This window comes from Bradyrhizobium sp. 147, from assembly GCF_023073935.1.
Lineage (GTDB): Bacteria > Pseudomonadota > Alphaproteobacteria > Rhizobiales > Xanthobacteraceae > Bradyrhizobium.
In genome coordinates, this window is sequence record NZ_JADPKL010000028.1 from 128,617 (window position 1) to 152,077 (window position 23,461).

General features: G+C 65.1%; 22 protein-coding genes, 1 tRNA gene and 2 pseudogenes. 15 read left to right on the forward strand and 10 right to left on the reverse strand.

Annotated elements, in window-relative coordinates; translation table 11 throughout:
• Positions 1 to 9: 9 nt before the first annotated feature.
• A complete protein-coding gene (locus tag IVA87_RS08585; RefSeq protein WP_247298022.1) occupies positions 10 to 1,401 on the reverse strand; it encodes a M48 family metalloprotease in 1,392 nt (463 codons plus the stop codon).
• Positions 1,402 to 1,534: 133 nt separating this feature from the next.
• Complete coding sequence (locus IVA87_RS08590) at positions 1,535 to 2,386, reverse strand: thermonuclease family protein (RefSeq protein ID WP_247297921.1); 852 nt, start codon at positions 2,384 to 2,386, stop codon at positions 1,535 to 1,537.
• A gap of 204 nt (positions 2,387 to 2,590) precedes the next feature.
• Here IVA87_RS08590 and IVA87_RS08595 point away from each other — a divergent pair, with 204 nt between their 5' ends.
• The 4 genes from IVA87_RS08595 (at position 2,591) to IVA87_RS08610 (ending at position 7,712) form a co-directional block, all read left to right on the forward strand.
• Positions 2,591 to 3,796 carry an ABC transporter substrate-binding protein gene (locus tag IVA87_RS08595; protein ID WP_247297926.1) on the forward strand — a complete coding sequence of 402 codons (1,206 nt, stop codon included), beginning with the start codon at positions 2,591 to 2,593 and terminating at the stop codon, positions 3,794 to 3,796.
• A gap of 117 nt (positions 3,797 to 3,913) precedes the next feature.
• The gene (locus IVA87_RS08600) at positions 3,914 to 4,705 is read left to right on the forward strand and encodes an enoyl-CoA hydratase (protein WP_247333325.1); all 792 of its coding nucleotides are present in this window, start codon (positions 3,914 to 3,916) and stop codon (positions 4,703 to 4,705) included.
• 2 nt (positions 4,706 to 4,707) lie between these two features.
• Positions 4,708 to 5,454: a hypothetical protein gene (locus IVA87_RS08605; RefSeq protein ID WP_247297932.1), complete on the forward strand. Its 747-nt coding sequence runs from the start codon at positions 4,708 to 4,710 to the stop codon at positions 5,452 to 5,454.
• A gap of 143 nt (positions 5,455 to 5,597) precedes the next feature.
• The gene (locus tag IVA87_RS08610) at positions 5,598 to 7,712 is read left to right on the forward strand and encodes an acetate--CoA ligase family protein (RefSeq protein WP_247333332.1); all 2,115 of its coding nucleotides are present in this window, start codon (positions 5,598 to 5,600) and stop codon (positions 7,710 to 7,712) included.
• A 173-nt stretch (positions 7,713 to 7,885) separates the two neighbouring features.
• Here the strand turns inward: IVA87_RS08610 and IVA87_RS08615 are convergent, their stop codons facing one another.
• The 3 genes from IVA87_RS08615 to IVA87_RS08625 form a co-directional block, all read right to left on the reverse strand.
• Entirely contained in the window at positions 7,886 to 8,704 is an 819-nt protein-coding gene (locus IVA87_RS08615) for an enoyl-CoA hydratase/isomerase family protein (RefSeq protein WP_247333326.1), read from the reverse strand.
• 196 nt (positions 8,705 to 8,900) lie between these two features.
• The gene (locus IVA87_RS08620; protein WP_247276331.1) at positions 8,901 to 10,061 is read right to left on the reverse strand and encodes an acyl-CoA dehydrogenase family protein; all 1,161 of its coding nucleotides are present in this window, start codon (positions 10,059 to 10,061) and stop codon (positions 8,901 to 8,903) included.
• A 16-nt stretch (positions 10,062 to 10,077) separates the two neighbouring features.
• Positions 10,078 to 11,142, reverse strand: a complete 1,065-nt coding sequence (locus IVA87_RS08625; protein WP_247297954.1) for an acyl-CoA dehydrogenase family protein — start codon at positions 11,140 to 11,142, stop codon at positions 10,078 to 10,080.
• A gap of 234 nt (positions 11,143 to 11,376) precedes the next feature.
• Here IVA87_RS08625 and IVA87_RS08630 point away from each other — a divergent pair, with 234 nt between their 5' ends.
• Entirely contained in the window at positions 11,377 to 12,162 is a 786-nt protein-coding gene (locus tag IVA87_RS08630) for an SDR family oxidoreductase (protein ID WP_247297955.1), read from the forward strand.
• 131 nt (positions 12,163 to 12,293) lie between these two features.
• Here IVA87_RS08630 and IVA87_RS08635 read toward each other — a convergent pair whose 3' ends face one another.
• On the reverse strand, positions 12,294 to 12,566 hold the full coding sequence (locus IVA87_RS08635) for a GlsB/YeaQ/YmgE family stress response membrane protein (RefSeq protein ID WP_247333328.1): 273 nt from the start codon (positions 12,564 to 12,566) through the stop codon (positions 12,294 to 12,296).
• Between the two features lie 28 nt (positions 12,567 to 12,594).
• Positions 12,595 to 13,170: a YidB family protein gene (locus tag IVA87_RS08640; RefSeq protein WP_247276335.1), complete on the reverse strand. Its 576-nt coding sequence runs from the start codon at positions 13,168 to 13,170 to the stop codon at positions 12,595 to 12,597.
• Positions 13,171 to 13,333: 163 nt separating this feature from the next.
• Here IVA87_RS08640 and IVA87_RS08645 point away from each other — a divergent pair.
• Together IVA87_RS08645 and IVA87_RS08650 are read left to right on the forward strand one after the other, a co-directional pair.
• Positions 13,334 to 14,334, forward strand: a pseudogene (locus IVA87_RS08645) (2-dehydropantoate 2-reductase).
• 18 nt (positions 14,335 to 14,352) lie between these two features.
• Positions 14,353 to 14,556, forward strand: a complete 204-nt coding sequence (locus IVA87_RS08650; protein ID WP_247276337.1) for a hypothetical protein — start codon at positions 14,353 to 14,355, stop codon at positions 14,554 to 14,556.
• A 194-nt stretch (positions 14,557 to 14,750) separates the two neighbouring features.
• Here IVA87_RS08650 and IVA87_RS08655 read toward each other — a convergent pair whose 3' ends face one another.
• Positions 14,751 to 15,380 carry a hypothetical protein gene (locus IVA87_RS08655; protein ID WP_247297964.1) on the reverse strand — a complete coding sequence of 210 codons (630 nt, stop codon included), beginning with the start codon at positions 15,378 to 15,380 and terminating at the stop codon, positions 14,751 to 14,753.
• A 234-nt stretch (positions 15,381 to 15,614) separates the two neighbouring features.
• On the opposite strand from IVA87_RS08655, the pseudogene IVA87_RS08660 reads away from it, so the two are divergent.
• From IVA87_RS08660 to IVA87_RS08680, 5 genes and pseudogenes are all read left to right on the forward strand, one after another.
• A pseudogene (locus IVA87_RS08660) lies at positions 15,615 to 15,938 on the forward strand (alpha/beta hydrolase); the annotation flags it as partial.
• A gap of 125 nt (positions 15,939 to 16,063) precedes the next feature.
• Entirely contained in the window at positions 16,064 to 17,581 is a 1,518-nt protein-coding gene (locus tag IVA87_RS08665; protein ID WP_247297967.1) for an AMP-binding protein, read from the forward strand.
• 35 nt (positions 17,582 to 17,616) lie between these two features.
• A complete protein-coding gene (locus tag IVA87_RS08670) occupies positions 17,617 to 18,255 on the forward strand; it encodes an RraA family protein (protein WP_247297970.1) in 639 nt (212 codons plus the stop codon).
• A gap of 23 nt (positions 18,256 to 18,278) precedes the next feature.
• A complete protein-coding gene (locus IVA87_RS08675; RefSeq protein WP_247276341.1) occupies positions 18,279 to 18,650 on the forward strand; it encodes a cupin domain-containing protein in 372 nt (123 codons plus the stop codon).
• 47 nt (positions 18,651 to 18,697) lie between these two features.
• The gene (locus IVA87_RS08680) at positions 18,698 to 19,654 is read left to right on the forward strand and encodes a tripartite tricarboxylate transporter substrate-binding protein (RefSeq protein WP_247297973.1); all 957 of its coding nucleotides are present in this window, start codon (positions 18,698 to 18,700) and stop codon (positions 19,652 to 19,654) included.
• Here the strand turns inward: IVA87_RS08680 and IVA87_RS08685 are convergent.
• Positions 19,644 to 20,027 carry a VOC family protein gene (locus tag IVA87_RS08685; RefSeq protein ID WP_247297974.1) on the reverse strand — a complete coding sequence of 128 codons (384 nt, stop codon included), beginning with the start codon at positions 20,025 to 20,027 and terminating at the stop codon, positions 19,644 to 19,646. The two genes, IVA87_RS08680 and IVA87_RS08685, sit on opposite strands and share 11 nt — an antisense overlap.
• A gap of 133 nt (positions 20,028 to 20,160) precedes the next feature.
• On the opposite strand from IVA87_RS08685, the gene IVA87_RS08690 reads away from it, so the two are divergent.
• Positions 20,161 to 20,237, forward strand: a tRNA-Arg gene (locus IVA87_RS08690).
• A 126-nt stretch (positions 20,238 to 20,363) separates the two neighbouring features.
• The gene (locus IVA87_RS08695; RefSeq protein ID WP_247333330.1) at positions 20,364 to 21,503 is read left to right on the forward strand and encodes an amidohydrolase/deacetylase family metallohydrolase; all 1,140 of its coding nucleotides are present in this window, start codon (positions 20,364 to 20,366) and stop codon (positions 21,501 to 21,503) included.
• Between the two features lie 11 nt (positions 21,504 to 21,514).
• On the opposite strand, the gene IVA87_RS08700 is transcribed toward IVA87_RS08695, so the two are convergent.
• Positions 21,515 to 22,660, reverse strand: a complete 1,146-nt coding sequence (locus IVA87_RS08700; RefSeq protein WP_247298025.1) for an acyl-CoA dehydrogenase family protein — start codon at positions 22,658 to 22,660, stop codon at positions 21,515 to 21,517.
• Between the two features lie 122 nt (positions 22,661 to 22,782).
• On the opposite strand from IVA87_RS08700, the gene IVA87_RS08705 reads away from it, so the two are divergent.
• Complete coding sequence (locus tag IVA87_RS08705; RefSeq protein ID WP_247297977.1) at positions 22,783 to 23,460, forward strand: alpha/beta family hydrolase; 678 nt, start codon at positions 22,783 to 22,785, stop codon at positions 23,458 to 23,460.
• The last annotated feature ends 1 nt before the right edge of the window (position 23,461 follow it).

A 23,461-nucleotide genomic window follows, 5' to 3' on the forward strand; every position in this document is an offset into this window, starting at 1 on the left:
GCGTCGACGTCAATCCGCAACGATCTTCACCCGATCACGCACCTTCACCTGCGCGTTGCGGTCGAGGCCGTTGAGCACGCGGAAACGCTCGGCGGGATGGTCGACGCCGGCCATGCGATGGGAGAGCGATTCCACGGTGTCGCCGGGCTGCACCGTGATGACCTTGATCCGTAGCGGGCGCGCGGCCTGGATCTCCTCGAGCGTCAGGCGGCGGAATGAATTGACGGTCTCGCGCGCGTTGCGGTCGCTCTCGGTCGACTTCTGCCTGGCTGCGAAGATGAAGCGGTAGACATCGCTGCCGAAGCGCAAAGCATAGACCTTGAACTGCCACTGATCGCCCTTGGCGGTGGCGGACGCCGCCGGAAAGCCGTTGATGGTGAGATCCTCGGTGGACGCCTTCTCGACACCTTCCATCCAGCCGGAGTTCAGGTAATCGCCGAGCGACTGCTCGGCGGGCACGCGCACCACGTCGAAGCGCATCGCCTGCGAGCCGCCCTCGCGCACGCCGATCACCGCCTGCGCGGTGTTGTCGAGCGTGAAATTGTCCGGCGCCTGGAAGGTAAAGCCGAGCTTGGGATGCAGGAACCTGCGGCCGCGGACAAAGCCTTCGCTGGGGTCTTCGCCATAGACGAGATTGTCGATCGCGGCGAGATAGGTCTCGCGGTCGCGCTCGGCGCCTTCGGGCGCTGCATATTGTCGCGCAATGGTCTGCGCATTCTGCACGCGCTCCGGGGTGGCCGGATGCGACGAGGTGAAATCCTGCGCGCGTGGATCGAGCGAGCTTTTCCCGGCCTTCAGCTCGGCATTGCGCTCCATCGCCGAGAGGAAGCGCGCCGCACCGTAAGGGTCAAAATGCGCGCGGGCGGAAATGCCGACGCCGATGCCGTCGGCCTCGATCTCCTGCTTGCGCGAGAAGCTCGCCATGGTGAGCTTGGTCTTGGCGAGCGCCAGCGCGGTCAGATCTGGATCGTTGCCCATGTCGGTGACGACACGGGTGACGATCGCGGCTTGGCGCGCCTGGTCCTCGCGCATCGCGGCGTGCTTGGACAGCACATGCGCCATCTCGTGGCTGAGCACGGAGGACAATTCCGAGGTGTCGCTGGCGAGCGCGAGCAGGCCGCGCGTGACGTAGAGCTGGCCGTTCGGCAGTGCGAACGCATTCACCGCGCCGGAATTGAGGATGGTGACCTTGTAGCCCTGATCGGGGCGATCGGAGGCGGCGACCAGCCGGTCGACGGTCTTGCTGACAAGCGATTCCAGCCGGGGATCGTCATAGGTGCCGCCATAGCTCGCCAGGATGCGCTCGTGCTCCTTCTCGGTGGCCGGGGTCTGCGCGACCGCGGGCTTCGGCTTGGGCATCGCGACAGCCGGTGGGGTCGCGGCGGCCTGGAACCTGCCCATGTCGCCGCAGCCGGCGAGAAGCCCGCCCAGAACAAGGCACAGCGCGGCCGGCGCAGCCCGCAGGCGGCGGCCATCACCTCGTTCGTGCCGTTCTAGCACCCCATTCACGTCGCTTAACCCGTGCCCGGCCCTTTTAGGGCCTTACCCCTGTCGGCTCGTTTGCGCCCAGCAACTCGACCTGTCCCACGAGGCGTATATCGATACGCGGCCCCGTATTCCCTTCAACCCAGCCCCGAACGCGAATACGTCGATTCTCCAAGGACTTGAGGGTAATTCCGGCGTTTTCGAATGCCGGCAGCGTGCGCCTTGAAATAGTCGCCGCAAAGCCCCGTGTCCAGTTTCGTCCGAAGTTGAGGTAGGTCATTGCCCCAGCTTGCCGGACCGACAGGACTTTGCCCTCAACCACCATAAAACGCCCAATCCCTGCCAAAATATCGTCCGGACTTTCCGCGTTTTTTATGGCCGACGGGTCAGCCCAGATGCCCATTTTTTGGCGCCGCGCCTCGGCTTCCGACCCCATCAGGGCGGCCCCGCAATCTTTGTCCGTGATCTCGGCGGAGACGATGGCATCGCCTTGGGCGAGCAGCGTCGTCTGCACCGGGGTGTTGCTTTCGCCGGCGAAGACCAGCGCGTTCTGGCGGCCGTAACGATCGGGCGTGTCGTCGCTGCCGCGGAGCGTGACGTCGCGGCCGGCGAGCAGCGAGGTCAGCGCCTGCTTCGTCGTTGCCGTCGGCTCGATGCCGGCGAGACGGATCTCGCGGCCGTCGTCGAGGCGGATGCTGCGCGCATCGGGGATCGCGGCGACACGGCCTTCACCTTGCGCTTCGAATTGGCACGGCGAGGCAAACGCAGCGTGATTTGCGACGAGAAGAACTACGACGATGAGGTGAAGCCGTTGCGCCACGTGGCCCGGAGAGGTTGCATTGAGTTTCAACTTTAACCCAAGCGTGGCGGGTCGCGAAGAGGCTTCCTCACACACCCACAATGAGTGCGGAAAGATCTCGCGTCATTTCCACCATTCCGCTTTGCGGAAAACCTCTGCGCCATCGCAAGACGTGTGTCGTGCTTCTGCTTGCTGCGCTCTCGCGCATGCGGCATGATTGCGGCAATAGCGATCGCCAAAAGCAATAACCAAGAGCAATAACCAAGCCGCCATCAGAGCACGGCACGATAAGGGAGGTCTGTTTCGATGAAGCATATTCTGTCGGGCATTTTTGCTGCCGCGTTTGCCATGAGCGCGAGCGCCGTGCAGGCGGAGGACAAGCCGCCGCTCAAGATCGGCGGCATCCTCGACATGTCGAGCCTCTATGCGGACATCACCGGCCCCGGCAGCGAGACCGCGGCCAAGATGGCTGTCGAGGACTTTGGCGGCGAGGTGCTGGGACGCAAGATCCAGGTGCTGGCGGCCGACCATCTCAACAAGGCCGATCTGTCCGCCAACATCGCCCGCGACATGCTCGACAACCAGGGCGTCGAGATGATCTACGACGTCGCGGCCTCCGCGACCGCGCTCGCCGCCGGAGAGATCGCGAAAGCGCGCAACAAGATCATCATCTTCAACGGCCCGGGCTCGATCCGCCTCAGCAACGAAGCCTGCGGTCCCTATACCGTGCACTACGTGTTCGACACGTTCGCCCAGGCCAACGTGACCGGCCTTGCCGCGGTCAAATCCGGCCTCGACACCTGGTTCTTCCTCACCGCCGATTATGCCTTCGGCCAGGATCTGGAGAAGGACACCAGCAACGTCGTCACCAAGACCGGTGGCAAGGTGCTCGGCAGCGTGCGTCATCCGCTCAACACTTCGGATTTCTCGTCGTTCCTGCTTCAGGCGCAGGCCTCCAAGGCCAAGGTGATTGGGCTCGCCAATGCCGGCGGCGACACCGTGAACGCCATCAAGCAATCGGCGGAGTTCGGCATCATGAAGGGGGGACAGAAGCTGTCGCCGCTGCTCGCCTTCGTCACCGACATCGACTCGATCGGGCTTGAGACCGCGCAGGGCCTGCTGCTGGCCGAAGCGTTCTACTGGGACATGAACGACGAGACGCGCGCCTTCTCGAAGCGCTTCCAGGAACGCGTGAAGCGGCCGCCGACCTCGGCGCAGGCCGGCGTCTATTCCTCCGTCACCCATTACCTGAAAGCGGTGAAGGCAGCCGGCACGACCGACGCTGCGGCGGTCATGAAGGTGATGAAGGAGACGCCGATCAACGACTTCTTCGCCAAGGGTGGCAAGATCCGCGAGGACGGCCGCATGATTCACGACATGTACCTGTTCGAGGTGAAGAAGCCGTCGGAATCCAAGGGCCGCTGGGACGATTACAAGCTGCTCGCCACCGTCCCCGGCAATGAGGCGTTCCAGTCGCTGGAGCAGTCGCGCTGCCCGCTGGTGAAGAAATAACCGCGTGACGCAGTCGTAACGTCATCCCGGGGCGCGAAGCGAACCCGGGATCTCGAGGTTCCGGGTTCTCGCTTCGCGAGCCCCGGAAAGACTCAATCAAACAAAGGAAGACCACCCATGAGCAACGACATGGTCCTGCAAAGGCTCGAAGGCGGGCTGCTCACCATCACGATGAACCGGCCCGAGCGCAAGAATGCGCTCAATCCGGACATGGTCGCCGGGCTGGTCGAGGCGGCGCGGCGCGCGGCCGATGATCCGGAGGTGCGGGCGGTGCTGTTCAAGGGCGCGGGCGGCAGTTTCTGCGTCGGCGGCGACGTCAAGTCGATGGCGGAGGGCCGCGCGCCGCTGCCGTTCGAGCAGAAGCTCGCAAACCTGCGCCGCGGCATGGAGGTCTCGCGCATCCTGCACCAGATGCCAAAGCCCGTCGTGGCGCAGCTCGACGGCGCGGCGGCCGGCGCCGGCCTATCGATGGCGCTGTCCTGCGACCTGCGCATCGCCAGCGAATCCTGCAAGATCACGACCGCCTTCGCCAAGGTCGGCTTCTCCGGCGATTACGGCGGGACCTATTTTCTGACGCAATTGCTCGGCAGCGCGCGGGCGCGCGAGCTCTATCTGATGTCGCCGGTGCTGACTGCAAAAGAGGCGCATGCGATCGGCATGGTGACGAAGGTCGTTCCCGACACCGAGATCGATGCTGCCGCGCACGAGCTCGCGCTGTCGCTGGCGCAGGGCCCATCGATCGCGCTCGGCTTCATCAAGCGCAACATCAACAATGCCGAGCATCTGGCGCTGGAGGATTGCTTCGACGGCGAGGCGATCCATCACACCCGATGCGGCGACACCGAGGACCACAAGGAGGCCGCCAAAGCCTTCGTCGAGAAGCGCAAGCCGACCTTCAAGGGCGCATGACGATGGCGCCCTATATCCGGCTGCGGCAGATCTGCCTGGTGGCGCCGCAGCTTGAGCCTGTCATCACGGATATCGCCAGGATCATGGGCCTCACTGTGTGCTATCGCGACGGCAATGTCGCGAAATACGGTCTGGAGAACGCGCTGCTCCCGGTCGACACGATCCTGCTGGAGGTCGTGGCGCCCTTCAAGGACGGCACCACGGCCGGTCGCTTCATCGAGAAGACCGGCGGCCGTGGCGGCTACATGGCGATCTTCTGCTGCAACGATCCGGACGAGCGCGGCCGCAACGCCAGCGCGCTGGGCGTGCGCACCGCCAACGTCATCGACCATGGGCCCTATCACGGCGTGCAGCTCCATCCCCGCGACTGCCGCGCCGCCTTCATCGAGTTCAATCACACCGAAGGCAGCGACGACATTCTTGGCCTCTATCCGCCGGCGGGACCCGACTGGCAAAAATTCATCCGCAAGGATGTGACGCAGGCGCTGACGACCGTGGAGATGCAAAGCCCCGACCCGCAGGGGCTGGCGGAGCACTGGGGCAAGATCATTGGTATTGCGCCGCGCGACGCCGAACTGAAGCTGCCCAATGCAAGCTTCCGATTCGTGAAGGGGGCCAGCGAGATCATGAGCGCGCTGGAGTTTCGGGTGGCTGATGTGGCGCGCGTGCTGCATGCGGCCAAGGCGAAGGGGCTGGCCGTTGCCGGCAACGAGTTCTTGTTAGGTGGTGTAACGTTCCGCGTCGCTTGAGTTGTCGCCTCATGTCTCGTCGTATCGTCGTGCCCGGGCTTGTCCCGGGCATCCACGTTCTTGGGCTGGAATGACGGCGTTGGATGGTCGGGACAAGCCCGGCCATGACGGATAGGCTGATCGAAAAAGAACAGGGACACGCCATGCCGCATCCGCTCGACAGCTTCTTTGCGCCCGCGAGCATCGCGCTGATCGGGGCCTCGCGCGATCACGAGAAGATTCCGGGGCGGCTTTTGTCGATGCTGCGCAAGAACGATTATCCCGGCAAGATCTATCCGGTGAACCCGAACTATGCCGACATCGACGGGCTCGCCTGCTGTAAATCGATCGCCGAGATCGGCGCGCCGATCGATCTCGCTGTCATCGTCATTCCGGCCCGCGCAGTGCTGCCAGCGCTCGAGCAATGCGCCGCCGCCGGGGTCAAGAACGCCGTCATCATCTCCTCTGGCTTCGCGGAGGAGGGCGGCGACAGCGCGGCGATGCAGGACGCGATCGCGGCGCTGGCGAGACGCACCGGCATGCGGATTTCCGGCCCCAATGCCGAGGGCTTCTTCAGCCAAATGCAGCGCGTGGCGGCCACCTTCAGTCCCGCAGTGGACGTCAAGCCGGGTGTGGTGCCGCTGGTCGCTACGCAAAAGCGGATCGGCATCGTCGCGCAGAGCGGCGGCATCGGCTTTGCCTATCATCATCGTGCGAGGGCGATCGGTATCGCCGTGAGCTACGTTGTCAGCACCGGCAACGAATCCGATCTCGGCGCCGGCGAGTTCCTGGACTATTTGGTGCAGGACGACTCGACCGACGTCATCCTGCTGTTCATCGAAGGCATCCGTGACGTCGACAAGTTTCTGGCCGCGGCGCGGCGCGCCGCCGAGACGAGAAAGCCCGTCATCGTGACAAAAGTCGGCCGTTCCGGCGCAGGCCAGCGCGCGGCGGCCTCGCACACGGCGAGCATGGCCGGCTGGTCGGCGGCCTATGACGCGGTGTTCGCGAAATACGGATTCATCGTCTCCAACGATCTCGACGAGGCGCTGACGATCGCGGCGCTGCTCGCCAGCAATCCGCTGCCAAAGGGCGATCGCGTCGCCGTTGTCACCGTCTCCGGCGGCGCCGGCATCTGGGGCGCGGATGCTGTGGCACTGCAAGGCTTGCAGGTGCCGGAGCTCTCCGAAACGATCCAGGCCGGGATCCGAACGCTGATGCCGTCCTACGGCACCGCACGCAACCCGATCGACGTTACGGCGCAAGGCGTGACCTCCGGCGGATTGCAGAAGAGCGTCGACCTGCTCACCGCCTCCGAGGAGGTCGACGCGGTGCTGGTCGTGCTCTCACTGTCGAGCGAGGTGCGCAAACCGTTCGACGAGGCCGAGCTGACGCCGGCGCTGGCGGCGCAGAAGAAGCCGGTCGCGTTCTATTCCTACACGGTGCCCTCCGACTTCGCGCGGCGGGAGCTCGCGAAGTCTGGTGTCGTGGTCCTCTCCGGTCTGACTCATGTCGGCGTCGCGATGCGGCGGCTCGTCGACTACGCAATGTTCAATCTGCCGAAGCCCGCGGACGAGACGCGGTTGCCGGTGCGCGACCTCTCTGCGCATTTGAAGCAGCAGGCATTGTCCGAGGCCGACAGCAAGGCATTGCTCCGCCGCGCCGGCATCGCGCTGCCGGACGAAGTGCTGGTGACGGACAAGGCCGGGCTGGATGAAGCCGTCGCCCGCGTCGGCTTTCCGCTGGTGATGAAGATCCAGTCGCCCGACATCGCGCACAAGAGCGAAGTCGATGGCGTGCGCGTCAACATCACCACAAAGGGCGAGGTCTTCCTGGCGTTCGAAGCGTTGCTTAACAATGCGCGCAGGCAGCGGCCGGCGGCGGTCATTCAAGGTGTGCTGGTTGGGCCAATGGCGAAGAAGGGCGTCGAGATCATCGTGGGGACGATGACGGACAGGACATTTGGCCCGATGGTGATGGTGGGGCTCGGCGGCGTCACGACCGAGCTATTCCGCGATGTGGTCTATCGTCCGGCGCCTGTCGGTGCGGAGGAGGCCGGCGCGATGCTGGCAGGATTGAAGGCTGCGCCGCTCCTGAACGGCTTTCGTGGAGGGGCGAGGGCGGATGTCACGGCGCTGGCGCAGCTCGTCGCCGATGTCTCCGTGCTTGCCGCGCGGCATGCAGCGGAGATCGCGGAGATCGAGCTCAATCCGGTGCTGGTGCATGCCGAGGGGCAGGGCGTGACGATCGTCGACGCGCTTGTAGCGAGGCGCACTTAAACTCTCTCCCCTTGTGGGAGAGGGTGGCTCGCCGTGTCGCGGCGCGACGGGTGAGGGGTATCTCTCCGCAAATACGGGCTTGATCGCATGGGATAGATACCCCTCATCCGGCGCTTCGCGCCACCTTCTCCCACAAGGGGAGAAGGAAGAAAGAGATGCCTTCACCCGACGAGCTACCTTCCTTTAAAATTCGCCACGCGCCGTTCTTCCGTCGCCTTCACGCCCTCCTTAAAATCCTCCGTCGCGCGCAGCCGCGTCTGCTCGGCGAGCTCGTGATTGGTCGCCGCCATGACGCGGTCGGCCAATCCGGCGCGCATCGTGGCGCGGGTGGAGAGCAGGCCGAGCGGCGAGCATTCGGCGATCTTGCTGGCGAGCTTCATCGCGGCCGCCTTGACCTGGTCCTGCGGCACCAGCTCGTTGGCGAGGCCCCATTTGTAAGCCTCCTCGCCGGTGACGCGGCGGCTGGTGTAGAACATCAGCTCGGCGTTGTTCTTGCCGATCAGCTCGGGCAGCGTCACGGTCAGGCCGAAGCCGGGATGGAAGCCGAGCTTGGTAAAGTTCGCGGAGAAGCGGGCTTCGGGACAGGTGACGCGGAAGTCCGCGGAGACCGCCAGGCCCAGGCCGCCGCCGATGGCAGCGCCCTGCACGGCGGCGACGATCGGCTTCTTGGCGCGGAAGATGCGCACGGCCTGGATGTAGAGATGGTTGATCGGCCCGAGACTGTCGGCCGGATCGCCCTTGGCGGTCTTCTCCGCTTCGCGCGCTTCCTGCGCCTGCCGCGCCGGATCGCCGAAATTGGCGCCGGCGCAGAATGCCTTGCCCTGTGCCGATAGAACCGAGGCGCGGATTTCGATGTCGCGGTCGAACTCGTCGAGCGCATCCGCGATCTGGTTGATCAGCGAGATGTCGAAGAAGTTGAGCGGCGGGCGGCGGATCTCGATGGTGCCGACATGTCCGACCTTCTCGACGCCGATGTCATTATAGGTGCTCATAGGTTGTCTCCAAACATCTCGATCTCTCAGTAGCGAAGAACCACCTCTCCCATCGGGAGAGGTCGGCGCGTAGCGCCGGGTGAGGGGCTGCGGTCCTGGTGAGGGCGTAACCCCTCATCCGATTTGCTGACGCAAATCGACCTCTCCCTATGGGAGAGGTGGCCGGAGCGAGCCGCGATCGTGTCGCCCATTCGTCCTAACGCAAGCCCAGTCCGCGGGCGATGATGCCGCGCAGCACCTCGGTGGTGCCGCCCTGGATGGTTAGTTTCGGTGCGGTCTTGATGGCGAAATCGAGCTGCCGCTCCAGCGTCTCGCGGTTGGTCGCGGTCTCCTCGACGAAGGCGGCGAGATCGCGCACCCGGTGCGGCAGCTGCTGCTCCCAGACCGTGCCGATATCCTTGACGATGGACGCTTCCACCACCGGCTCCTTGCCGGCCTGCAGCATGCCGGCAACCGAAACCGACATGCGCCGCATGGTGTGGAGCTGCGCAACCAGGCGCCCGATGCCCTCGGCGCTGCGCGTGTCCGGGTTGGGGCCGATCGCGCGCACCAGCTCGGTCAGCACGTAATAGGTCTCGAGGAAGCGTTCGGGGCCTGAACGCTCATAGGCAAGCTCCGATGTCGCCTGTTTCCAGGCGCCATCGACCTCGCCGAGCACATGATCGTCGGGAATGAAGTGATCGGTGAAGACGACCTCGTTGAACTCGTACTGGCCGGTGATCTGGCCGATCGGGTTCACCTTGATGCCCGGCTGCTTCATCTTAACCAGGAACTGGGTCAGGCCGTGGCGGCGGTTTTCCTTGGTCGGCGGCGAGGTCCGGAAGATCGCGATCATGTAGTCGGCGATATGCGCCGACGAGGTCCAGATCTTGGTGCCGTTGATGAGATAGCCGCCGTCGGTCTTGGTGGCGCGCGTCTTTGCCGCGAACAGGTCGGAGCCGGAGTTCGGCTCGCTCATGCCGATGGCAAAGCAGATCTCGCCGCGGCAGATGCGCGGCAGGATCTCCATCTTGATGTGCTCGGGCGCGTATTTCAGCAGCACCGGCCCGCTCTGGCGATCAGCGACGAAGAAGCGCCGCGTCGGCGCATTCGCCACGCGCATCTCCTCGGTCACGACGTAACGTTCGAGGAACGAGCGCTCCTGGCCGCCATATTTTTTGGGCCAGGTCATGCCGAGCCAGCCCTTGGCGCCGACCCGGCGGGAGAATTCCGGCGCGTCGGTGTCCTCGCGGTTGGGCTTGTGCGGATCAAAGGTGCCGGCGGCAATTTCTTCGGCGAGGAAGGCGCGCACTTCCTTGCGCAATTGCTCGCATTTTTCGGGGAGGCGGATCGGATCGAAACGGAGGGCAGCGGTCATTGTCGTCGTCCCCTGATCAGCGCGAAGCCACGAGCGGCCACAATTCATCGGCGCCGCGGTTTGCAACGAGCCTGCCGAGCTCGACGGCCCAATGGCTCTCCGACCCGAAATCGTCGCGCCAGGCCAGCGCCCGCAGCGAGTAGCGGTGCAGGATATGCTCCATGGTGAAGCCGATCGCGCCGTGGACCTGGTGCGCGATAGCGCCGCCTTTTTCCGCAGCTTCCGCGCAACGGATTTTTGCGGAGGCGGCTTCGAGATAGACCTCGTCGTCGAACGCCTTGGCGTTCGCAATCGCATCGGCGGCAGAGGTCGCGGCCGCCAGCGCTGCGGCGGATTCGCCGGCGAGGCGTGCGAGATTGTGCTGCACCGCCTGGAATTTCGAGATCTTCTTCTCGAAGGCGACGCGCTCGTTGGAATAGCGCACGGAGATATCGAGCATGGATTCCAGCGCGCCGGCGATCTGAAGGCTGCGCGCGACGCCGCCCATCAGCATCAGCGTGGTCTGCTCAAAGCTTTGTGGCGCGGGCTTGAGGGTGACGGGCTGAACCTTATCGAGCGTCACGGTGTCGCTGTGATCGTAGCCGACATTGAGCCCGGCTTCGATCCGGGACTTGTTCGCATCGACCAGCGCGATGGACAGGCCGTCCTTGCCCTGCGCCAGCACCGCAAAATGCTTCGCCGCCTTGGCAAAGGGCACGCCGCGCGCGCGGCCGGAGAGCGCGCCTTCGGCATCGAGCGTGATGTGGTCCTTTGGCGAGGCCGGCAGCACCGTCATCTCGCCCTCGGGCGAGGCAATCTTGGCCTGCGCAAGCAGCCAGCCCGCGAGCATGGTCTCGGCCAGCGGAACCGCGACCGCAAAGCGGCCCGCAGCATTCAGAAGGGCAAAGCCGTCGGCAAGGCTGGCGCCGGAGCCGCCGAGGTCGTCAGGCACCCACGATAGCGGCAGGCCGGCCTCGCTCAGCGCCTGCCACAGCGGCGCCTGCCACGAATTCTTCTTGTCGTTGTTGATGGTTTGCGGATCGGCGAGATCGGCGAAGATTTTTTCCGCGGTCTCGACGACGATATTGTCACTCTCCGCCACAGCGTTCCCCGTGCTTTGCCATTGGCGCGTCCGTCCCCTTGATGGGCGCGCGGTCTCTTCTTGCGCCCGATGATCGGAAAAAGCCATGGCCCTGACAAGCGTTGATCGCAGGCCAACCTGCGGCGCGGGCATGGGCGACAAGCTAATTCCGCTTAGCGGAGTTTGCTCGATTTGCAGGGCGCGGCAAACTCGCTAAACAGGACGCCGACATCAGATCAGGGAGGGACATCAGGGATGGCAAAGGACAGCTTGTGCGCAGTCGTGACGGGGTCGGCATCCGGCCTGGGTGCTGCAACCGCGGAAATTCTCGCGCGGAGCGGGGCCCGGCTCGTCATCAATTATTCCTCGAGCCAGAAGGAAGCCGAGGCCACGGCTGAGCTCTGCCGCAAGGCCGGCGCCGCGGAAGTCCTGGTCGCGCAGGGCGACGTCTCAAAGGATGACGATTGCCGCAAGATCGTCGCAGCGGCGGCCGGGTGGGGTCGGCTCGACGTGCTCGTCAACAATGCCGGCACCACCAAGCACGTCGCTCACGCCGATCTCGACGGCTTGTCGGCGGAAGATTTCCAGCGGGTCTATGGCGTCAACACCATCGGCCCGTTCCAGATGGTACGCGCGGCACGCAGCCTGCTCGAGGCCGGCGCCAAGGCTTCGGGCCGGCCGTCGGCGGTGGTCAACGTGTCCTCGGTCGCCGGCATCAGCGGCGTCGGCTCGTCGATCGCCTATGCCGCGAGCAAGGGCGCGCTCAACACCATGACCTTGTCGCTGTCGCGCGCGCTGGCGCCGCTGATCCGCGTCAATACGGTCTGCCCCGGCTATATCGACACGCCCTGGTTCACCAAGGGCCGCGGCGAGGCCGGCGCAAAACAGGTGCGCGACAGCGTGGTCGCGAAAGTGCCGCTCAAGGTCGCCTCGAGCGCGGAAGACATCGCGCAGCTCGTCTGCTTCCTCGCGATGCCGGCCTCCAGCAACATGACCGGCGAGGTCGTGCGCATGGATGCGGGGATGCATTTGATTACGTGACCCCTGTCATTGCGAGCTAAGCGAAGCAAATCCAGAAAGCGTCCGCGGCGACGGTCTGGATTTGCTTCGTCGCAAGAGCTCCTCGCAATGACGCCGTGTGAGGCGGCAGGCTCCCCTACGGCCTGCGGCGATTACCCCTTGATCACGCCGCTGGCCACCAGGCGGTGCCAGATGAACAGCACCACCACGGCGCCGATCGTGGCCATGATGAAGCCGGCGCCCTGGTCGAGGCTGTAATGGCCGATGGCCTGGCCGACGAAGGTCGCGAGAAACGCGCCGGCGATGCCGAGGATGGTGGTGAGGATGAAGCCGCTCGGATTGTTCGGCCCCGGCGCGAGCCAGCGCGCGATGAGGCCGGCAACGAAGCCGACGAGGATGATCCACAACAGGCCGCCCATGCTCATGACAGTGCTCCCCTCTCTTTGACGACAATCAGATGCGGCCCGAGAGCTCGTCCTCGGTCGGCAGCCTTCCGTCCGGCGTCAGATGGTCGACCACCTGCGGCAGATACTGGCTGAGGCCGGAGAGCAGCTCCTCGCGCGACAGGCCGCTCTGGGCGGACAGGCTGTCGATCTGGTCGGCGCCGAGCGCGCTGGCGAGATCGCCCGGTGCAATCGGCTTGTTCTCGCCCTTGCCGACCCAGGAATTTGCGGCGTCGCCATGGCCGCTCTGCTGGAGCTGGTTGAGGAGATCGCCAAGCCCGCCGCTCAGCACGGTGCCGGCCGCGCCGCCCGCTAGCAGGCCGCCAAGGCCGCCCTTCAGCAAGCCTCCGAGACCGCCAAGCCCGCCGCTGTCTGCGGTGTTCACCGGCGGCGGCGCAGGCGTCGGCGACGGTTGCGGGGCCGTGCCAGATTGGTTTGCGGTGATATGCTTGAAGGCTTTCCAGGCGAGCAGGCCGAGCAGCGCCATGGTCATCGGCGACATGCCGCCGGAGGATTGCTCGGAGCTGGGCGTGCTGGGGCCGCGCGGGCCGTTCTGCATGCCGTTGAGGACGTCGAGTAGACCCATCGTGCTCTCCCTTTGGCGTCTCGTTCGGCGAGCGCTCGCCGCTGACAGGCCCCCGGGGCGAGAACATATGGGGCAGTCATGACGGTTACAAGGCGGCTGCGACGCGATGGGCAGCCGGCTTCGCCTCTGCTATTGAAGGCCGGTCATTCAGGGAGCCAGATCAGTGCTTACGGATCGACCGATCGTGGTGGCCGGCGCCGGCGCTATCGGCTGTTTCGTCGGCGGCATGCTGGCGGCCGCGGGCCGCCGCGTCGCGCTGCTGGTGCGGCCGCGGGTGAAGAGCGAGATCGAACGCTTCGGCCTGCGGCTGACGGACCATGACGGCTCCGAGAACAAGCTCGGTGCTGGCCAGCTCGCTTTGTCGGAGGACCCTTCGATCTTCCACAGCGCCGGCATCGTGCTGGTGACGGTGAAGAGCGCCGACACCGCCGATGTCGCGGAGCAGATCGCGCAGCATGCGCCGCCGTCGTGGTCTCGCTTCAGAACGGCATCGGCAATGTCGCGGTGCTAGGCGAGCGTCTCGGCGGCCGGCGCGTGCTCGCCGGCATGGTGCCGTTCAACGTGATCGCGATGGGTGAGGGCCGTTTCCACCGTTCGACGTCCGGCGATATTCATGTCGGAGAGGATGCGGAGAACACGGCAGCGGCGCTCTCGGTTCCGGGGCTCACCATGCGCGCGAGCCGCGACATCACCGGCGTGCAATGGGGCAAGCTGATCATCAATCTGAACAACGCACTCAGCGCGCTATCCGACATGCCGCTCGCCGCTCAATTGGCGAGCCGCGACTGGCGAAGGCTGTTCGCGGACCAGATGGCCGCGGGCCTCGCCGCGCTGAAGGCCGCCGGCATCGCGCCGGTTTCGGCAACGCCGATCCCAATGGGATGGACGCCGACCTTGCTGAGGCTGCCAGATGTAATCTTCAATGCGATCCTGGGCCGCACGATGAAGATCGACCCAGAGGCGCGTTCCTCGATGTGGCAGGACCTGAAGCAGGGGCGCAAGACCGAGATCGACTATCTTCAGGGTGCGGTCATCGCGCTGGCCGAACAGAACAATATCGGCGTGCCGCTGATGCGCCGCATTGTTGCGTTGATCAAGGAAGCCGAAGTCGTGGGCAAGGGCCCACCCGGGCTGACGCCACGGCAGATTCGCGGATTAGCGTGAGCGCGAAGGAGCAGTGCGATGAAGCGTTGTTTGATGATCGGGCTCGCGCTGGCTGCGCTCTGCGGCGCATCCACGTTCGCTGATGCAAGGCCGCCGACGGTCGTGAACTCTCCGGGCTATGACGCGCGATTGCAGGAGAGCCGCAAGGCGTTGAGCGCTCCGCCAACGGCAGCGGCGCCCGCAATCAAACCCAAGCGCACTAAGAAGAAGCACGCGAACTGACGCCACGCTCTGCGCCGCCGTCCGGGACAAGGGCGCGCCCAAAGCGCGCGCCAATCCCCGACCCATAATCACAGGATTGGGTGTGGCGAAGACTCGTGGTTGCCGACTGCGTGCGACAACTCCTCCCTGCGGCGATGGGTCTCGGATCTGCGCTTAAGGTTGTCCGGGACGACAGCGGAGTTGGGAGCGGCCAGCTAACCCTTCTTCGCCGGCTTGCTCTGCGTTGGATTGAACAACTTCTTCAAATCGTTCAAGCTTTCCGACAGGCGCGGCCACTCGCAGGAGAAAGAGCCCTTGGTGCAGGGCGCGCCCTTCGGCTTCGGGCCGACAGTCTGCTGCACTTTCGGCCGCTCAACCGGGACGGGCACGCGTACGCGTTCGACCTCGGTTCGCAGTGCGATCTGCTGGAGCTGCTGGACCTGTTGTTCCTGCTGCTCGCGCTGCTGTCGCGCGGTGGCTTGGGCCGCTTCATTGCTGCGGCGCTGACTGGCGAGATAGGCGGTGTAGGCTTCGTCGATCTTCTTCTGCTCCTCGGGGGTCGGATTCGGCCCGGCGATGTCGAAGGTGCGATCCTGGAGGAAGTCGTAATAGGAATAGCCGCCGCCTGCCTTGCGGCGCCCCGCGAACTTGGCGTTGCAATCGGCGAGCGCGGCCGTCTTCTCGGCCTTGGTCGGGGATTTCTCGGCGGCGTCGGCGCATTGCTCGAAGTCGACCGGCGCGCGCTTCCACCATTGCGCCTGGGCATGCGGCAGCGTCAGCAGAAATAATCCTGCTGCGGTAACGAGAAGCGGCGCCGCACGACGCGATGCAACTACGACCGACATTTTACGAGAGCATTCCTTGCCCGACTCAACCCCACCTGAGTCGAGCCGGATTTTTGCCTCTTTATCGCCGGCTTGTCACCCATGGAACCCGGGAATTTCATGGCTGGGCTGCTGACATTTTTTGCTTGACGTGGCGCGGGAGTCACAGCCGCGCGGCAGGTGATGCGCTTAAACTTTTATTGGTCTGAATTCGAAGGAGAATGTCCGTTATGCGAGCGCTGGCAGGTATCGTCGCAACCGCCCTGGTGCGAACGTGGCGCCGGCCGCGCTCGAACAGCGCTATGTCGAGCGCGAGGTGATCTATCTGCTCGGCACCCTCGACGCCAGTCCGGAGCATCTCGCGCTCGACAAGAGCTGCATGGCGAAGGCGCAAGGCGCCACGCGCAACCGACGCGGCCATGCCTATGCGGAGGCGATGGCCAAGCGCAATCACCGCACGCCCAATCACAGGATCTGGGGACGTTCCCGGCGTCGGCCATGACGGGCGACAAGATGCTGACCTCGCGATGCGGGCTCGCGGCGCTGTTCGACAGTGCGGGCTGCGGCGCGGAGCGCTGATGCGCATGCCTTGAAGGCTTGTGCCTCGAAGGCTTGCGACTTGAAGGCTAGGCTTTGGCTGTTACACTTCGCGCTGTGGCGCCTCATCGTGAGGCGGCGCCAAGAAGACGAAGTGGAAACGCCTGATGCTGCTGCCCCTGTCCGACGTGCCGCGCTGGTACGCTGAGCGCAAACCGCACGGCACGATCGCCGTCCGTCATGGGCAGGAGACACTGACATGGGACGAGCTCGAGCGTGGCGCCAGCCGGCGCGCGCGGGCGTTCATGGCCAAGGGCGTCAAGCCCGGTGACTTCGTCGCGATCGGATTACCCAACAGCAACGCGTTCTTCGAGACATCCTTTGCGGTGTGGAAGTGCGGGGCAACGCCGACCTCGCTGTCGTGGCGGCTGCCGCGCGGCGAAGCCGCCGCGGTGCTCGACATCCTCAAGCCGGCGCTGGTGGTCGGCGGCGAGGCCGATTGGAACGCGCCGAACCGTCTCCCGGCTGATTTCGTGCCGCAAGGTTTTTCGGACGAGCCGCTCAACCCGCCGGTGGCGCGCTACTGGAAGGCCATGACCTCAGGCGGCTCGACCGGCCGTCCCAAGGTGATCCTCGACCATCATCCGGCAGTGACCGACACCATCGCTGCGCCGCCGCTTCATATCCCCTTCGGGGTCTCACTGCTCAATCCCGGCCCGCTGTATCACAATGCGCCGTTCATCGTGTCGCATTACGCGCTGTTCGCCGGCGGCAAGCTCACCGGCCTCGTCAAGTTCGACGCTGAGGAGACGCTGCGGCAGATCGAACGCGAGCGCGTGCAATGGGTCAATTTCGTGCCTACCATGATGCACCGGATCTGGGCGCTGCCGGAGACCGTGCGCAACGCCTACGATGTATCGAGTCTTCAGACGGTTTTCCATATGGCAGCTCCGATGCCGCCCTGGCTGAAGGAGAACTGGATCGCCTGGCTCGGGCCCGAGCGGATCTGGGAGCTCTATGGCGGCACCGAGCGCCAGGGCGCCTGCATCATCTCCGGTACGGAATGGCTGACGCACAAGGGTTCGGTCGGCAAGATCGGCGACATGGCGAAGCTTCGCATCATCGGCGAGGACGGCAACGATGTCGCGCTTGGCGAGACCGGCGAGATCTATTTCCTCAACAATGACGGCACGGACGCGACCTATCACTATCTCGGCGCCGAGCCGAAGCGCCGTGCCGACGGCTGGGAATCGCTTGGCGATATCGGCCGGCTGGATGCGGAAGGCTATCTCTATCTCGGTGACCGTCTTGCCGACATGATCCTGCGCGGCGGCGCCAACATCTATCCGGCCGAGGTCGAGGCCGCCGTCTCCGCCTGTCCCGGCGTGCGTTCCTGCGTCGTGGTGGGATTGCCCGATCCGGAATTGGGCCAGCGCGTCCACGCCATCATCGAGCCGGAGCCCGATGCCGACGGTCAGGCCGTCGCTGATGGCGTCGCCGATTTCCTGAAGGACAAGCTCAGCCGCTACAAGCACCCGGAGAGTTTCGAGATCGTCAACGCGCCGCCGCGCGATGATTCCGGCAAAGTCCGCCGCACCCTGTTGCGCGACGAGCGCGCGGCGTGGATGAAGGAGGGGCGCGCCTTCCGGATTTGGCCGGCGAAAGCGCGGGCGCACGCCGAATAAGACAAAAACACGGACAAGAACACGGAAGGACCGACATGACGATCACCATCGCAGCGAGCAGCGTGCCGAAGCCTCCGGCGAGCATCATCGCAGGTTTCGGCGACGCGCCGACCTCGGTGATCTCAGACAATCTGGCCCGGCTGCCGGGCGCAGTGGGGTTAAGGCCCTATCATCGCGGCGGCAAGCTGGTGGGAGCGGCCTTCACGGTGCGCACCCGTCCCGGCGACAATCTCGCCATCCACCGCGCGCTGGAGCTGGTCGGCCCCGGCGACGTCATCGTGGTCGATGGCGGCGGCGACGAGACGCGAGCCCTGGTCGGCGAGATCATGAAGAACATCGCGCAATGGCGCAAAGCCGAAGGCTATGTCATCGACGGCGCGATCCGCGACGTTGCGGCGTTCGCCGCCGACGACTTTCCCTGCTACGCCCGCGCGGTGATCCATCGCGGCCCCTACAAGAACGGCCCCGGCGAGATCAACGTGCCGGTCACGATCGGCGGCAGCGTGATTGCGCCCGGCGACATCGTCGTCGGCGACGAGGACGGCGTGGTGTCGTTTCCCGCCGCGGGCGCCGCGGCTCTGCTGGAGGCGGTGCGCGTCCAGGTCGCGCGCGAGGAGGAGACGCTGAAGGCGATTCGCGAGGGGCGCTACCAGGGCTCCTACGGCAAGTCCTGATCAGGCGGCGACAAGAGGATGGCATGAGCCAGAAGAATGAATTCCACAATATCGATGATCCCAGCGACGGGCTGTTTCGCGAGCTCGCGGCTGGGGTGACCACGCGCATCTTCTCCGGCGAGCAGGCGATGCTGTCGGTGGTGACGCTCGCGCCCCACGCGCAGGGCACGCTGCACCATCATCCCGAGGAGCAATGGGGCGTGCTGCTCGACGGCTCCGCCATCCGCGTCCAGGGCGATGAGGAAATCCCGGTCAAGAAGGGCGATTTCTGGCGCACGCCCGGCAACGTGCCCCACACCATGCGCGCCGGCCCCGACGGCGCCCGCGTGCTGGACATCTTTAGTCCACCAAGGCCAGAATACAGGAAACCGGGATCCGGTTTCGGGACGACCTGAAGCGCTCAAAAGAAAAAGCAAAGCGCGGGGGATCAAAGGGAGGGACCATGACCATCACGCGACGTACGCTCCTGGCTGCGCCGGCCATCCTCGCAATGGCGCCGGCGGCGGCGCAAGGGAGCAAGATCACGCTCGTGGTGCCGTTTCCGCCGGGCGGATCGACCGACGCGATGGCGCGGCTGTTGCAGTCCAATCTGCAAACCAGGCTTGGCCGCATCGTCGTGGTCGAGAACAAGTCGGGCGCCGCTGGCGCGCTCGGCGCGGCGCAGGTGGCCAAGAGCCCGGCGGACGGCTCGACATTTCTGGTGACGTTCGATTCCCATGCGGTGATTCCATCCATCCTCGACAAGCCGCCGGTGGATGTCGAGCGTGAGCTGATGCCGGTCCTGCTGATCGGCACCGCGCCTTACGTGATCGCGGCCGGCGCCGGCCGTCCCTACAAGAGCTTCGCGGACGTGGTGGCGGCCTGCAAGGCGACGCCCGGCGCGGTGAAATATGCCTCGGTCGGCATCGGCACGCTCGGCCATCTCGCCATGACCGTGCTCGGCAGCAAGGCCGGTGTCGAGATCATGCACGTACCCTATCGCGGCGGCGGCCCGGCGATGAACGACGTGCTCGGGGGCCATGTCGATCTGATTGCAGGATCGGCGGCGCTGGTCGCAGCCCAGCTCGGCACCAACATGCTGCGACCGATCCTGCAGCTTGGCCGCGAGCGGCTGCCGGCGTTGCCCGACACGCAGACCGCGATCGAGGCGGGCTTTCCGGACTTCGAGACGCTCGCCTGGTGGGGCATCTTCGCGCCCGCCGGCACGCCGCCGGACATCGTTTCGGCCATGGCGACGGCCTCCAAGGAGATCCTGAGTGAGCCCGCGACCGCCGCCCAGCTCAAGGACACCCAGCACATGACGCTGCTGCTCGAGGACGGCGCCGCGTTCAAGGGCTTCTTCGACAAGCAGGTCGCTTATTGGGGCAAGGTGGTAAAGGACAACAATATCAGGGCGTAGCTATCCGGCCTCTTCGAACTCCGCGGAGCGGCCGCGCGAAACTGAGCTCATGGCCATCGGGGTCGGTAAGATGGAAATAACGTTCGCCCCATTCCGCATCGCGCGGCGTGGTCGAGGGCTGCCATCCGGCGGCGCGAGCGCGCTCGTAGGTCGCGTCGACATCGGCGACATAGAAGATGACGCGGCCCCACCAGGACCAGCGCTTGTCGTCGGGCTGCGCGGTCAGGTTGAGATAGCCGGTCCCGGCGCGAAAGCTGGTAAATGCCGCGGCTTCGCCACCGTGGAGGAGCTCGAATCCCAGAGAATGATAGAAGTGAACGGCGCGCGCCATGTCGTGCGTGCCGAGGGTGATGGCGCTGATGCTTTCGATCATGGGATGCTCCGCACGTCAATCCAGACGCGATTGTACAGCCTCCTCGCTCGGCTTGGCGATGACCCGCCTTGCGGCTGGCGAACGGCATCCTGCTCTGCTATGAGGGGGCCGAACCCGCAACTCCGGGTTCCGCGGTCCCGTAGCTCAGCCGGATAGAGCGGCGGTTTCCTAAACCGTAGGTCGGAAGTTCGAGTCTTCCCGGGATCGCCATTTTCAGGGCCACCGTTACGGTTTGCTACGCCGATCGGCGCAAAAATTGCTAGAAGCAAACGGCTTCCTTCCTTGCTGGTCCGGCCGACGTGCCCGCCACACCCTACAGCACTTCCGGAGACGACGATGCCTTTCGACTTGATCCTGCGCGGCGGCCGTGTGGTCGATCCGTCCCAGAAGCTCGACGCCGTGACCGACGTCGCTTTTGCCGGCGGCAAGGTGGCGGCGGTCGGCAACGGGCTCAAGGCGGATCCGGGCACCGAGGTCCGTGACGCGTCACGCTACATCGTGACGCCGGGGCTGATCGATCTGCACACCCATGTCTATTGGGGCGGCACCTCGCTCGGCATCGATGCCGAGGAATTCTGCCGCCGCTCCGGCGTCACCACGGCGGTGGATACCGGCAGCGCCGGACCGGGCAATTTCGCAGGCTTTCGCAAGCATGTGATCGAGCCGAGCCAGGTCCGCATTCTCGCTTATCTCCACGTCTCGCATGCCGGCATATTCGGTTTCTCGCACCGGATCATGGTCGGCGAGAGCGAGGAGCTGCGGCTGATGAATCCGATCGATGCGGCCAAGGTCGCCGATGCCAATCGCGATCTCATCGTCGGCATCAAGGTGCGCGTGGGCCTGCACTCCTCGGGCACGTCCGGAACCGTGCCGCTCGACATCGCGCTCGAGGTTGCCGAGGAGGTCGGCATGCCCCTAATGGCGCATATCGACCATCCACCGCCGAGCTACGAGGAGGTGCTGGCCCGCCTGCGCCCCGGCGACGTGCTCACCCACGCGTTCCGCCCCTTCCCCAACACGCCCGCGACCGCGCAGGGCACGGTGAAGAAGGCGGTGCTGGATGCACGCGAGCGCGGCGTGCTGTTCGACATCGGCCATGGCAAGGGCTCGTTCGCGTTCAAGACCGCGCGCGCGATGCTCGCCAACGGCTTCTATCCGGACACGATCTCGTCCGACATCCACATGCTGTGCATCGACGGCCCCGCCTATGATCAGGTCACGACCATGTCGAAATTCCTGTGCATGGGCATGGAGCTACCGGATGTGATTGCGGCCTCGACGGTGAATGCGGCGATGGCGCTGCGGCGCCCGGAGCTCGGCAGCCTCAAACCGGGCAGCGTCGGCGACGCCACGCTGATCTCGGTCAAGCAGGGCCAGTTCGATTACGAGGACGTCGTCGGCGAGCACCTGATCGGCGATCGCAAGATCGTCTCCGACGGTGTCGTCATCGGCGGCCGCTGGTGGCATCCGAATTGAGCAGGACGCGACTACAGCGACCTTGCAATCAACAGCTTCATGATCTCGTTGGTGCCGCCGTAGATCTTCTGGATGCGGGAATCGATGAAGATGCGTGAGATCGGGTATTCCTGCATGTAGCCGTAGCCACCGAACAGCTGCAGGCATTCGTCGGCGGTCTCGACCTGCTTCTCCGAGCACCAATATTTCGCCATCGACGCCGTGACCGTGTCGAGGTCTTTGGCGATCAGGCGCTCGATGCACCAGTCGACGAAGACGCGCGCGATCATCGCCTCGGTCTTGCGCTCGGCGAGCTTGAACGCGGTGTTCTGGAATTCCATCAGCGGTTTGCCGAAGGCTTTCCGCTCCTTGGTGTAGTCGGTGGTGAGCTTGATCGCACGCTCCATCGCGGCGACGGCGCCGACCGCGAGCGCGAGGCGCTCCTGCGGCAATTGCTGCATCAACTGGACAAAGCCCTGGCCTTCCTCGTTGCCGAGCAGGTTGTCCGGCGGCACGGTGACATTGTCGAAGAACAGCTCCGAGGTGTCGGAGGCGTGCAGGCCGATCTTGTCGAGGTTGCGCCCGCGCCGATAGCCTTCAGTGCCAGCAGTCTCGACCACGATCAGCGAGATGCCTTTCGCGCCCGCCTCGCCGGTACGCGCGACCACGATAACGAGGTCGGCGGCCTGGCCGTTGGTGATGAACGTCTTCTGGCCGTTAATGACGTAGGAATTGCCCTGCTTCTTCGCCGTGGTCTTCACGGCCTGCAAATCCGAGCCGGTGCCGGGCTCGGTCATGGCGATGGCGCCGACCATCTCGCCCGAGGCCATCTTCGGCAGCCAGCGCTTCTTCTGCTCCTCCGAGCCATAATTGAGGATATAGTGCGCGACGATGGCGCTGTGCACGGAGACGCCTGTCGTCAGCTCCGGCACCGTGCTTTCGAGATCGTCCAGCACCGCCGCGTCGTAAGCGAAGGTGGCACCCAGCCCGCCATATTCCTCCGGCACGCTCGCCAGCAGCGCCCCCATCTCGCCGAGCCCGCGCCAGGCGAAGCGGTCGACCATCTTCTGCTCGCGCCATTTTTCGGCATGCGGCGCCAGGTCCTTGGCGAGATATTTCCGGAACTGGTCGCGGAAGATTTCGAGCTCTTCGGTCATCCAGGAGGAGCGGTAGGACATGGTTACCTCGGTCAATGCGGCTGTCCGGCTTGGTAGGCCGGCAGGGCGCGGCAATTATTGTGTTTTCAGGCTGCGCCAGTGACGCTACCAAGGCGGCCAGAAATGCATCAGGGTGTCTGATCTTGGCTGCCAAAACTCAAGAGCTCAAGCTCGACATCGAGCGCGTCGGCACAGTCTCGGCGATCCTGACGCAGCCGGCCGAGGCGCGCGCCTGCTACGTGCTGGCGCACGGCGCAGGCGCCGATATGCGGCATGCGTTCATGGAGAAGGTCGCACAAGGTCTCGCTGAGCGCGGCATCGCGACGCTTCGCTTCAATTTCCCGTACATGGAGAAGAAGCAGGGGCGTCCCGATCCACCGGCGGTCGCCCACGCCGCGATCCGCGCGGCGGCCCTGGAGGCGGCGCGGCTATGCCCGGGACTGAAGCTCGTGGCCGGCGGGAAGTCGTTCGGCGGGCGGATGACCTCGCAGGCGCAGTCCAAGGCCCCATTGCCTCACGTCAAAGGGCTCGCCTTCCTCGGCTTTCCCCTGCATGCCGACAAAAAGCCGTCGGTCGATCGGGCCGAGCATCTCGCCGGCATCGCAATCCCGATGCTGTTCCTGCAAGGGACGCGCGACGGGCTTGCCGATCTCGGCCATCTCAGGCCTGTCGTCGCGCGGCTCGGGGCGAAGGCGACGCTGCATGAGACCGAGGGCGGCGATCATTCCTTCGCGGTCCTGAAAAAGTCCGGCCGCAGCAATGACGAGGTGCTGACAGAGGTGCTCGACACGCTGGCGGCTTGGATCGATGGGCTTGCCTGAA